This is a genomic window from Tessaracoccus sp. ZS01, assembly GCF_022342445.1.
Taxonomy (GTDB): Bacteria; Actinomycetota; Actinomycetes; order Propionibacteriales; family Propionibacteriaceae; genus Arachnia.
Map to the genome: position 1 here is coordinate 65,153 of NZ_PQFE01000014.1, position 11,662 is coordinate 76,814.

Annotated in this window: 12 protein-coding genes and 1 tRNA gene; 8 read left to right on the forward strand and 5 right to left on the reverse strand. The window is 69.4% G+C overall.

Going from position 1 to position 11,662, the window contains the following annotated elements; translation table 11 throughout:
- Window positions 1-34: 34 nt before the first annotated feature.
- The 6 genes from C3E87_RS11610 to C3E87_RS11635 all read left to right on the forward strand — a co-directional run bounded on the left by C3E87_RS11610 (window position 35) and on the right by C3E87_RS11635 (window position 6,753).
- On the forward strand, window positions 35-1,411 hold the full coding sequence (locus C3E87_RS11610; RefSeq protein WP_076063036.1) for a DoxX family membrane protein: 1,377 nt from the start codon (window positions 35-37) through the stop codon (window positions 1,409-1,411).
- A 96-nt stretch (window positions 1,412-1,507) separates the two neighbouring features.
- Window positions 1,508-2,359 (forward strand): regulatory iron-sulfur-containing complex subunit RicT, encoded by an 852-nt coding sequence (locus C3E87_RS11615; protein WP_076063038.1) that lies wholly within the window; start codon window positions 1,508-1,510, stop codon window positions 2,357-2,359.
- A complete protein-coding gene (locus C3E87_RS11620) occupies window positions 2,352-4,007 on the forward strand; it encodes an alpha/beta hydrolase (RefSeq protein WP_083665617.1) in 1,656 nt (551 codons plus the stop codon). Before C3E87_RS11615 ends, C3E87_RS11620 begins: the two co-directional genes overlap by 8 nt.
- Window positions 4,008-4,053: 46 nt before the next feature.
- Window positions 4,054-4,129 (forward strand) — tRNA-Thr (locus C3E87_RS11625).
- A 166-nt stretch (window positions 4,130-4,295) separates the two neighbouring features.
- Entirely contained in the window at window positions 4,296-5,645 is a 1,350-nt protein-coding gene (locus C3E87_RS11630) for an FAD-dependent oxidoreductase (protein WP_076063040.1), read from the forward strand.
- Window positions 5,646-5,676: 31 nt separating this feature from the next.
- Complete coding sequence (locus C3E87_RS11635; protein WP_076063042.1) at window positions 5,677-6,753, forward strand: winged helix DNA-binding domain-containing protein; 1,077 nt, start codon at window positions 5,677-5,679, stop codon at window positions 6,751-6,753.
- Here C3E87_RS11635 and C3E87_RS11640 read toward each other — a convergent pair.
- The 4 genes from C3E87_RS11640 to C3E87_RS11655 form a co-directional block, all read right to left on the reverse strand.
- Entirely contained in the window at window positions 6,750-7,088 is a 339-nt protein-coding gene (locus tag C3E87_RS11640; RefSeq protein ID WP_076063044.1) for a P-II family nitrogen regulator, read from the reverse strand. The genes C3E87_RS11635 and C3E87_RS11640 overlap by 4 nt on opposite strands.
- Window positions 7,085-8,416 (reverse strand): ammonium transporter, encoded by a 1,332-nt coding sequence (locus tag C3E87_RS11645; protein WP_076063045.1) that lies wholly within the window; start codon window positions 8,414-8,416, stop codon window positions 7,085-7,087. Before C3E87_RS11645 ends, C3E87_RS11640 begins: the two co-directional genes overlap by 4 nt.
- Window positions 8,417-8,533: 117 nt before the next feature.
- Window positions 8,534-9,022, reverse strand: coding sequence for a histidine phosphatase family protein (locus C3E87_RS11650; RefSeq protein ID WP_076063047.1), 489 nt, complete (start codon window positions 9,020-9,022; stop codon window positions 8,534-8,536).
- Window positions 9,023-9,110: 88 nt separating this feature from the next.
- Window positions 9,111-10,121, reverse strand: coding sequence for a TRM11 family methyltransferase (locus C3E87_RS11655; RefSeq protein WP_076063050.1), 1,011 nt, complete (start codon window positions 10,119-10,121; stop codon window positions 9,111-9,113).
- A 43-nt stretch (window positions 10,122-10,164) separates the two neighbouring features.
- Here C3E87_RS11655 and C3E87_RS11660 point away from each other — a divergent pair, with 43 nt between their 5' ends.
- Complete coding sequence (locus tag C3E87_RS11660; protein ID WP_143571017.1) at window positions 10,165-10,539, forward strand: CrcB family protein; 375 nt, start codon at window positions 10,165-10,167, stop codon at window positions 10,537-10,539.
- The gene (locus tag C3E87_RS11665) at window positions 10,536-10,871 is read left to right on the forward strand and encodes a CrcB family protein (protein ID WP_083665618.1); all 336 of its coding nucleotides are present in this window, start codon (window positions 10,536-10,538) and stop codon (window positions 10,869-10,871) included. Before C3E87_RS11660 ends, C3E87_RS11665 begins: the two co-directional genes overlap by 4 nt.
- Here the strand turns inward: C3E87_RS11665 and C3E87_RS11670 are convergent, their stop codons facing one another.
- A complete protein-coding gene (locus C3E87_RS11670) occupies window positions 10,872-11,411 on the reverse strand; it encodes an inorganic diphosphatase (RefSeq protein ID WP_076063066.1) in 540 nt (179 codons plus the stop codon).
- Between the last annotated feature and the right edge of the window lie 251 nt (window positions 11,412-11,662).

Consider the following 11,662-nt stretch of genomic DNA (forward strand, 5'->3'; position numbering starts at 1 on the left):
GAAAACCAAGACTGCCCAGGGATAGGAACAGCCGATGTCCAACAATGATTGGGTCCAGGAAGGCACGCCGCGCGACCGTGCGGAGTGGACGGAAGAGGCCGACGACTACGGTGTGCCCGTCGAGCCCACCGAGTGGGACGACTACTCGTCGGAGCAGGCCATGCCTGCGCCCAATCCTCCCGCGCAGCCGGACACACCGGAGCAGCCGGTCCTCCCGGAGACCCCGCAGGACGAGGTGACCGGCGAGTCGATCGCGGAGCGCTCCAGCCTGCCCACCGCCCCGGATCCGGACGACGCGGTCGCCGGCGAGGACCAGCCTGTGTCCACCGTCGAACTGGGGGAGACGCCCGAGGAGATCACCGGCGCCGCCGCCGAGGACGACGACGTGCCGGGCACCGCCACGGTGTTCGAGGACGACCGCCCGGTCGACACCGCCGACGAAGACCTCACGCGTGAGGTGTCGGAGGGGATCGACGATGAGCGCCCCGGCGACTCCGGCGCCACCCTCGTCGACGACAACGAACTGCCCGAGGCGGACGCCCGCCCCGGGGACCCGGACGACGAGTACCTGGACGACGAGCGCCCCGGCGACTCGGGCGCCACCAGCGTCGACGACGACGAGCCCACCACCGTCCGCAGCCCTGAGGAGTCGAGCTTCGGCCGCCCCTCGGGCGACGCTGACGCCACGACGTCGCTGGCCGCCGTCGCGGCCGCCACGGGCGGCGCCGCGGGTGCGAGCGCCGGTGGCCTCGCCGCGCCCGGGATGGCGGGCCTGTACCGCACGGACGGCGACGAGACCCAGGTGCTCGACACGACGGCGGAGCGCCGCAGCCTCGCGGACGAGGCCGCTGAGGAAGAGGCCCGCGCCGCAGCACTGCGTGCCGAGAAGGAGGAGCGCGACCGCCGCCTCGGCATGGTGCAGACCTCCCAGGCGAACGCGGAGCGCGAAATGCGTCCCCGCCGCAGGGGCGTCGGCGGCTTCGGCAGCTTCGGCCTGTTCGTGCTGCGCCTCATCACGGCCGGCATCCTCGGCATCCTGGCGTACCAGGTCCTGTACAGCATCGACGACACCGCTGAGTTCCTCGCCGGCCAGCCCCTGATCCCCGAGCCCCGCCTGGTGGCTTGGATCGTGGGTTTTACCCTCGCGGCGATGGCCGTGATGCTCGTGATCGGGCTGGGTGTGCGGGTCGTGGGCGTCCTCCTGACGGTGCTCGCCGTCGCCACCCTCGTACTGGTCCGGTGGGGCAGCTTCAGCCCGTTCGTCGAGGGCATGGAAGGGTTCCTCGGCGACAAGGACCTCCTGCTCGCGGGCGTCGGCGTGCTGTTCCTGTCGCTCGGCGGCGGCCGGTTCGGCATCGACGGCGCCATCCACCGCAGCCGTGAGGACGCACGTGAGGCGCGCCGGAGCTGACGCCCTGACCGCCTGACACTGTGAGCGTCCCCGCGAGGTTCTCCTCGCGGGGACGCCCCCGTTCCGGCGGATTGAGCCGTTGGTTAGGCTATGCGCATGACACGGGTGATGGCGGTGGCGTTCGAGCGCCACGGCCAACTGCATTACCTGGACCCAGGAGAGCACGACTACACGGTCGGCGACTGGGTCCGGTACCCCACTGCCGACGGTGTGGAGGTGGCCCAGTGCGTGTGGGCACCCGAACACGTGGAGTTCGCCGACGGTGACCTCCCGCGCTGCGCAGGCCCGGCGTCGAAGGCGGACATGGAGCGCGATGAGCGCAACCGTCTGCTCCGCGCCAACGCGAACACGGTGGCCCGTGAGTTGATCGCCAAGCGGCAGCTGCCGATGAAGGTGGTCGGCATCGACTTCCTCGACCGTTCGGCCGAGTATGACCGCGTCGTCGCGATCTACTACACCGCCCCGCACCGGGTGGATTTCCGCCAGTTGCTCGGCGACCTCGCCAGGGCGCTGGACGCCCGGATCGATCTGCGGCAGATCGGCTCGCGGGACGCCGCCAGGGTGCTGGGCGGCATCGGTCAGTGCGGCCGCGACCTGTGCTGCGCCACCTTCCTGGAGGACTTCGAGCCGGTTTCGATGCGGCTGGCGAAGGTGCAGGGGCTGCCGGCGAACCCGCTGCAGATCTCCGGGGCGTGCGGGCGTCTGTTGTGCTGTCTGAAGTATGAGCACCCGCTGTACGTGGACTTCCTGCGGAAGGCCCCGTCGATCGGCGATGAGGTGACAACGGACGACGGGGGAGGCGGCGTCGTGGTGGGGCACGACGTGCCGTCCAACGCCGTGACGGTGCGCCAGCCCACGGGCGAGGTCGTGCGCTGTCCGCTGGAGTCGGTATGTTCGACGGCGCGGGCGCGTAGGGAACGCGTGGCGGGAAAGGTTGTTGATGAGTAGGTCGGTCAAGGTCACCCAGATGATCCTGGCGATGATCGCGCTGGCCCTCGTCGGTGCCCTGTTCCTCGGCGGCATGGTCGGCGGACGCAGCCGCGACACGCCCGCCACGCCCACCAGGCCGGGCACGGTGACGCCGTCGCCGGTGCCGTCCGGTTCCCGGATGCCGGGAGTTCCGGAGAAGGCCATCTCCGAGCAGCCCACGATGCCCCCGGTGGACAACGCGAACGCGGATCGGCAACTCGACTACCAGGCCGAGGGCCAGCCCAGCGTCGACTTCCTGGACGGGCTGGGCGGCTACGGCGAGTACGCCACCCAGACGGTCGAGTGGGAGGAATGCGGCCAGGGCGGCCGCGCCCAGTGCGCCACCGTGCTGGCGCCCCTCGACTGGGAGGACCCCGAAGGCGATGCGATCGAACTCGCGATGACGCGGGTGCCCGGCGGTGACTCCTCGCGCGGCCCGCTGTTCGTCAACCCGGGCGGGCCCGGGTTCGGCGGCCAGGACATGGCGGTGGGACTGGCCGGCCGCTGGCAGAACTACGACACCTACGGCTGGGATCCGCGCGGCACCGGCGGGTCGACGCACGTGGTGTGCGGCACGTTCAAGGAGACCGAGCAGATGGTGCTGCTCGACGGCAGCCCTGATGACACCGCGGAGGACAAGGCGCTGCGTCAGGGCTCCATCGACTTCGCGCAGCAGTGCCGCGACGGTTCCGGGAAGTTGCTCGACCACCTCACCACCATCGACGTGGTGCGCGACCTCGACCTGCTCCGCCACCTCTCCGGCGCGCCCAAGCTGAACTACCTGGGCGTGTCCTACGGCACCTACGTGGGCGCCATGTACGCCCAGTTGTTCCCGGACACCACCGGCCGGCTGGTCCTCGACGCCGCCGTCGAGATCTCGGATCGTGAACCGACACCCCAGGTGGCCGGGTTCGAACTCGCCCTGAACAACTTCATCGACTGGTGCGCCGGCTCAGACCTCTGTGATCTGGGCGGCGACGCCGGAGCCATCCGCGCCGACATCGAGAGCATGTTGACCCGCCTAGACCAGAGGCCCCTGGAGGTCAACGGGAGGCAGTTGACGCAGACGCTGGCGGCGCTGGGCATCGCGGTGCTGCTGTACGAGGACGACCAGGCCTACCGCTCTCTGGCGCAGTACCTCGGTGAGGCCATCGCCGGCGACGGCGAGTCGCTGCTCATGCTCGCAGACCTGTACAACGGCCGCGCGCCGGACAGCTACGGGACCCCGCTGTACGCCTTCCCCGCGATGGGCTGCGTCGACGGGGTGGATGAGGGCGCCGCCGCAGTGCTCCCCGCGTGGAAGGAGACCTTCTCCGCCGCGCCGGTGATGGCGCCCAACATGGGCACGTCGTACGCCTGTGAGTTCTGGACGGCGGGCTCTGCTCCGCAACTGGAGATCACCGCCCCGGGCGCGCCCCCCATCCTCGTGGTCGGCACGACGGGTGACTCGGCCACGCCGTACGAGCAGGCCGTGTCCATGGTCGAGCAACTGGAATCGGGCGCGCTGCTCACGCTCGAGGGAGCCGGTCACGGTGCGGTCACGGGCGACAACACCTGCATCCGCGACGCGGTCAACGAGTTCCTGTACGACGGGGTGGTCCCGGACGAGGGGAAGCGCTGCTCGTAGCCGGTTGGCACAAGGTGCCCGTGGTTCTGTATAGTTCCGTCTTGCTGCCGCCCTAGCTCAGTCGGTAGAGCGACGCTCTCGTAAAGCGTAGGTCACGGGTTCGATTCCCGTGGGCGGCTCCAACCAGGCCCCCGGTCCCCGACCGGGGGTCTGAGCCTTTGTGGCGTGACGCGTCGGGGGTGAGTGAGGTCCCATGGCCGACCCAGGAGGATCGGGCCGCCGGTCGCCTTGTACTCTGGTGTCTGCGTTCGGGAACGAGCCCGAGACGTCCGGTAGAGGAGGAAACTCGTGTTCGACTGCGCCATCATCGGGGCTGGCCTTGCAGGGCTGGTGGCCGCACAGCATCTTGTGGATCGAGGGCTGAGTGTCACCGTGCTCGAGGCTCGCAACCGCGTCGGCGGGCGCGTGGAGAACAAGACCCTCGCCGATGGGAGCTACGTCGAACTGGGTGGCCAGTGGATCGGCCCCGGTTTCGACTCGCTCCTCGAGATCATCGACGACCTCGGCCTCGAGGTCATCGGGCTGCCCGCCGAGGGCAATCTCATCATCCGTCTCCGCGGGCAGGCGCTGGCCGTGCCGTCGTCGGAGGACGAACCGGCCCTCACACCGTTCGAGGTTTCAGACCTGGGCCAGGGCCTGCTGCGCCTGCGCCGCCTCGCCGAGCGTTTCCGTTCCGACAACGCCTGGCGCAAGGCCAACGACGCCTGGCTGAACCAGGACCTCCGTCGCTGGATCACCACCAACCTGCGCACGCAGGGAGCGCAGCGTCGCTTCTCGGAGGTCTACTCCGCCGCGTTCGGCCCCATACCGAAGGACTGCACGCTGCTGGAGGGCCTCCACCAGGTCAACTCCGGCCCGGATCTCGAATCCATGCTCGCCAGCAACGGTGGCCTCCACCAGCGTCGCGTCCAGGGCGGCATGGCGACGGTGGCCGAGGCCCTCGCCGCCAGGCTCGGCGACGTCGTCCGGCTGGGAGCCGAAGTGGTGAAGGTGGAACACGGCCCCCTCTCCGCCACCCTCCACCTCGCCGACGGTGAGGTCATCGAGGCCAAGCAGGTCATCTCCACCCTGCCTCCCCGTCTCGCGATGTCGCTCGAGCACGAGCCGCCGCTGCCGGCGTGGCGCGGCGAAGCGGCCGACAAGGTCGCCCCGGGCAACGTGATCAAGGCCTTCCTCATCTACGACACACCCTTCTGGCGTGAACGCGGCCTCAGCGGGCAGTCCTCCGCCGATGAGGGCGCCGTCCGGGTCACGTTCGACACGACGGCCGTGGGCGCCTCCAAGGGCCACCTCATGGGCTTCTTCGAGGGCGCGGATGCGGATTCGCTGTCGCGTCGTTCCATCACGCTGCGCGAGCGCGCCTTCACGGATTCCGTGGTGCGCAGCTTCGGGCAGGAGGCCGCCGAGCCGCTCGCCTACATCGAGCGCGACTGGGGCACCGAGAAGTTCACCGGAGGCTGCCACGGCGCCCACTTCTCGCCCGGCGTGTGGACCACGAACGGGCCCGTGCTGGCCGAACCCGACGGCGTGCTGCACTGGGCGGGGGCGGAGTACTCCACCCGCTTCAACGGCTACATGGAGGGTGCGGTGCGCAGCGGCCGCGAGGTCGCCGCTGTGGTGGCTCGCAACCTGGCCTGAACTGTCCCCGCCACCGGGAATACTGGGGCGCATGGCATCCACGCTCGGCAGAAGCCGCCTCGTCGCCCAGGGGCTGATCACCCGTCCCTACCCGTCTCCGGTTGACGCCCTCACCGCGTTCGGCGCCATGCAGGGCCAGGACCTTCCGGGCGTGTTGGCGTCGGCGGCGCTGCGTACCCCGTCGAACTCGGTGGACGACGTGCTGACGGACCTCAACGAGGCCCGGATCGTGCGGGGTTACCCCATGCGCGGCACGGTCTTCCTGATGCCCGCGGCGGACGCGGCCTGGATCACGCAACTGTGCTCGTGGCCCTCCATCCGGGCGGCGGACAGGCGCAAGCAGCAACTCGAACTGGACCAGCAGCAGCTGGGCCGTGCGCGCGACCTCGCCGTCGGGTTGCTCGTGGAGCCCTTCTCCCGGGCGGAGTTGTTCGAGCTCTGGGACGAGCACGGCCTGCGCACCAAAGGGGGGCGCGGATATCACCTGCTGTTCCACCTCATCGCCGAGGGCACCGTCGTCTACGGGCCGTGGAACGGCACCGAGCAGGACGTCGTGTTGGCCGACGGCTGGCTCCCGCCGGGCACAGATCTGGAGAGCCGCTTCAACGGCGACCTCGAGGCGGCTACCGCAGAACTCCTGCGCCGCTACCTCACCTCCCACGGGCCGGCCACGGTGCGCGACTTCGCGTGGTGGACCAAATTGACGCTGGCCCAGATCAGGCGGGGCCTGGCGCTCATCGTCGGCGAGTTCGAGACCGACGGGGCGGAGGAGGCCAGCTACTGGCGTCCGGGGCTCCTCGAAGAGACCCGGGAATTGGGCCGGGCCACGTCAGCGCCGCTGCTGCTGCCCGGTTTCGATGAGTTCGTCCTCGGCTACCAGGACCGCCTGTTCGCCATGACCGCCGACCACCACCAGCGGCTCGTCCCCGGCAACAACGGGGTGTTCAAGCGTTCGGTGGTGATCGGCGGCACGGTGGTGGGCGTGTGGACGAGGAGTGGCCGTCCGGGGAAGCGGCAGTTCGAGATCGATGCGTTCACCGACATCACGCCGGCGACGGCCACCAGGCTCGAGAAGCAGTTCGCCGCGTTCCCCTTCGTGACCGGCTAGACGGCGGCCGCGCCGCTCTCGCCGGTGCGGATGCGGACCACCTCGTCGACCATGGTGGACCACACCTTCCCGTCGCCGACGGAGCCGGTGCGGGCGGATTCGGTGATCACCCCGATCACCGCCTCGGCCTCGGCGTCCTCCACGAGCACCTCGATCTTCACCTTGGTGATGAAGTCGATCGTGTACTCGGCGCCGCGGTAGAACTCCTTGTGCCCACGCTGCCGGGCGTAGCCCGAGCATTCGGTGACGGTCATGCCGGCGACGCCGTGGTGCGCCAGGGCGATCTGGACGGCGGTGAGCATGGTGGGCTGGACGATGGCGGTGACGAGCCTCATGAACGGGCATCCTCTCGGACAGGAACGATCAGCGTCTGCTTGACGCCGTAGGTGGAGTAGCCGACGTGGCTGAGGTCGTAGCCGGTCTCAGCGTGCACGGCGGTGTCGATGCCGTGGGTCTCGGCGGACTCCGGGACGCGCAGCCCCATGACCCGGTCCATCACCTTGGCGATGGCGTACGTCACCGCGAAGGAGTAGACCAGCACCACGGTGGCGCCCAGCGTCTGCCGCCACAGTTGGTCGACCCCTCCGCCGTAGAGCAGGCCGGCCGTTTCGGCCGGGGAGGCCGGGTCGGCCAGCAGGCCGATGGCCAGGGTGCCCACGAGGCCGCCGACGAGGTGGACGCCCACCACGTCGAGCGAGTCGTCGTAGCCGAGGCGGTTCTTCAGGCTGATGGCGTAGGCGCAGGCCACGCCGGCCAGCAGGCCGATGATGAGCGCGCCCAGCGGGCTGACCGAATCCGCGGCCGGCGTGATGCCGACCAGGCCGGCCACGATGCCCGACGCGGCGCCGAGCGAGGTGGCGTGGCCGTCGCGGAGCCGCTCCACCAGGAGCCAGCCCAGCATCGCCGCCGCAGCACCGGCGAGGGTGTTGACCCAGGCGACACCGGCGAGCGTGCCGGCGCTCAGCGCCGAGCCTGCGTTGAACCCGAACCAGCCGAACCACAGCAGCCCGGCACCCAGCATCACCAGGGTGAGGTTGTGCGGGCGCATCGGCACGCTGCCGAAGCCCAGTCGCGGCCCCAGCACGAGGGCCAGTGCCAGCGCGGCCGCGCCGGCGTTGATGTGGATGGCGGTGCCGCCGGCGAAGTCCATGGCCTGGATGGAGTTGGCGATGAACCCTCCCTCGGCGCTGACGCTGTCGTCGAAGCTGAAGACCCAGTGCGCGGCCGGGAAGTAGACCAGCAGTGCCCACACAGCCGAGAACACGAGCCAGGCGGAGAACTTCATCCGGTCGGCCACCGCGCCGGAGATCAGGGCCACCGCGATGATCGCGAAGGCGCCCTGGAAGCCGGCGAAGACGGCCGTCGGGATGGTGCCGACGACAGCATCAGGCGACATCAGCCCGTTCAGGAAGGCGTACTCGAACGGGTTGCCGAGCAGGCCGCCGCCGATGTCGTTGCCGAACGACATCGAGAAGCCGACGACGATCCACAGGACCCCGACGACCCCCATGGTGGCGATCGACATCATGAGCATGTTGAGGACGGACTTGGCTCTGACCATGCCGCCGTAGAAGAACGCCAGGGCAGGCGTCATGAGGAGCACCAGCGCTGCGCTGATGAGGACCCAGGCTGTGTCGCCGGTATCAATTTCGAGGAGTTCCATGTCAACGAATCCTCGTGGTGGCACATTTCGGCCGTGGGCACCGCAGGGTAACGAACGCGTTAGCGATCCGGGCCCTGGGTTTCAACCCTGGGTCGCGGTTGTTGCGGTGGCGTTACCTCAGCGGCGCTCGAGGTGATCGAGCCGCACGTGGCCGAAGTCGCCGTCGGCCAGATCCGCCCAAGTCCCGTCGAAGGAGAACGCGGAGTAGGAGGAGGTGGGGAAGTGGCACTGGGCGTCGTCGGCCGCGGCGCGGTTGCTGGCATAGGCGAGCTCGGCCACGAGGCTGGGGATGGTGGGTGCGTGGCCGACCACCAGGAGCGCCTGCACGTCGTCGTCGGTCTCGGAGATCCGTTGGATGATCGTCTCGGTGCCCTGGTGGTAGAGGGCGTCCTGGAACTCGGCCGGGACGTCCAGGCCGAGTGCCGCGAAGGTCTGACGGGTGCGCTCCGCAGCCGAGACCAGCGCGTGGTCGACGCCGAGGGCACGCAGTTCGACGCCCGTGTCCTGCGCCTGTTGGATGCCGCGCGGGGTCAGGCGCCTGGCCTTGTCGCCGTGGACGTTGGTGGGCTCGGTGTGGGCGTGCCGCATCAGGACCAGTCGTCTCATCCGGCCACTCTACGCCTGGGAGAACGAGGGAGATTTCTGCCTCATCGGCCCTTGGTGGCTCGATGTGGCAGAAATCTCCCTCCGAAGGTCAGCGCTTGACGGCGACGATGAGGTCGCGCTTGATGGCGGAGTCGACGCGGTGCGCGAAGCGCTCCCAGGCGCCGCCGGCCTGGACTGTGAGGCCGTTGGTGGTGAGCAGGTGCGCGAGGTCCTCCCGGGAGAGGCCGAAGGTGTTCCAGGACAGCCCCAGCGCGCCGCCGTGCATCAACTGCCCGGCCCACACCGGGATGGCCTCCTTGAGGAGCCCGGCCGGAGAGCGGTCGCGCTTGCCGGACACGCCCCTGACGTCGGTGGTCGAGCCGTGCGCGATGCCGTAGGGGGCGTCGGCCACGATCGCGTCGAAGCGCTTCTTGCCGAACAGGGCGGCGGAGTCCCTGGTGTCGCCGGTGAAGGCCGTGAGGACGCTCTTGCCCTCCGGCGTGGTGATCTCCGCGTCGAAGCGCTTGCCCACGTTCTTGCCCTCGCGCCGCACCGGGGTGGTGTCGGCGACGTGCTTGATCCGGCTGCGGCGCAGGTACGTCTTGTAGAAGGACGCCATCATCTCGAAGGCCTTGGCGTCGCCCTCCACGCCGAACGCGTCGTGACCCAGCAGCAGGGCCATCGACAGGGTGGTGCCGCGCCCCGCCAGGGGGTCGAGGATCTGCCGGGGCCCCGTCGGTTCGCGGGTGATCGCGGCCAGCGTCACGCTCAGCAGCAGCTGGGTGAACTGCTCGTTGGTCTTGCCCTGGTACTTCGGGATGGTGACGAGGTCGTCGTCGAACAGGAACGGCCTGGGCATCGCCACGGGACGGAGGAGGCCCTCAGGTGTAGCGTCCTCGAAGAGGGCGAACGCCGCCGACTGCCGTGCGACGGTGGCCAACTGCCCCTCGTTCAGCTCAGGCGCCTGGAACGCCAGGTAGCCGACGCCAGCGATGTCCTGCTCTTCGATCTCCGTGGCGAACGGCGCGGTGATCTCGAGCTCTGCGGCGGTCAGCGGCCCGGATTCGCCGGCGTAGACACGGTTGGCAGACGGGGTGCGCAGCATCAGATAACGGGGCATCTGGCCAGTTTCCCACAAACCCCAGGCGTTATCCTTGCCAGCGATGGCTGCAGAAATGGTGGACAGATGGTGGGCGAGGGCCGTGGCGGTCTTCGCGGGTGGCGCGCTCGGCACGGGGCTGCGGCTGGGAATCCTCAACCTCATCGGGCATGAGGTGATCGCCCTGGCGGCCATCAACCTGCTCGGCTGTTTCGTGCTCGGCCTCATCTCGGGCCTCTACCGACGCCGGGTCACCCTGGTGCGGCTGTTCCTCGCCGTGGGCGGGGTGGCGTCGTTCACCTCGTGGTCCACGCTGGCCCTGCAGTCGTTGTCCGTGGGAGGCGTGCTGATCGCGGTGCTGGAGACGGCCTTCGGTGTCTTCGCGGCCGGGATGGGCCATCTCGCCGGGTGGCGGATCACGGTGCGGGAACACAGGTGATCTGGCTCATCTGCCTGGCCGGCGGGTTCGGTGCAGCGGCCCGGGCCGGCGTCGACGTCATCGTCGCCCGGCGCTGGGCGCCGTGGAAGGCGACCCTGGGGGTCAACCTCGCCGGTTCCTTCATCCTGGGCGCCGCGTCGGTGCATCTCTCAGGCAGTTGGCTGGCAGTGGTGGGCACCGGGTTCTGCGGTGCCTTCACCACCTTCTCGTCAGCCTGCTGGCAGGCCGCCCGCGAATTCGGGCGCAGGCGGCCGGGGATCGCCGTCAGTTACTCACTGGTCACCATCGCAGGCTGCCTGCTGGCCGCCTGGATGGGGGCGTTGACCGGCTGACTAGGCCAGGTTGACGTGGTGGTGCTCGTAGGGCGTGCCCTTGGCGCGCTCGAACGATGCATGCACCTCGGCCTCGGCCTCTGCGCGGCTGGTCCAGGTGGCGCCTTCGACCGACTTGCCGGGCTCCAGGTCCTTGTACACCGAGAAGAAGTGCTCGATCTCGAGCAGCATGTGCTCCGGCACTGAAGCGAGATCGGTGATGTTGGCACGGCGGGTGTCCGCAGTGGCCACGCACAGCACCTTGTCGTCGCCGCCCATCTCATCCGTCATGCGGAACATCGCCACGGCGTAGCACTCGATGAGGCAGCCGGGGAAGGTGGGATCAGCACCGATGACCATGGCGTCGAGCGGGTCGCCGTCGAGGCCCAGCGTGCCCTCCACGAACCCGTAGTCATAGGGGTACTGCGTCGAGGTGAACAGCACGCGGTCCAGACGGAGGCGGCCGGTGTTGTGGTCCATCTCGTACTTGTTCTTGGTGCCCTTGGGGATCTCCACAGTGACGTCGAACAGGACCCGACGGCTGGGATCGATCGGCCGCAGACCAACAGGCGCGTCTTCGCTCACTTGGGCACTCCTATGATTGGTGTCGTTGCCCGCGCATCGTTGCGGGTCCCTGCAGGATACCCCTTTGGAGGTCGGTGTGCGGAGCCGTGGACGCGTCGCGGAGTGGGTGATCACCTGGCTCGTGGTTGGTGTACTGCTCGCCGGCGGCTTCCTGATCTCCGTGTTCCACCGGGAAGCGCTGGCGGTCACGGGCCTCACCCGCGACGGGGCCCCCGCCACCGTCAGCC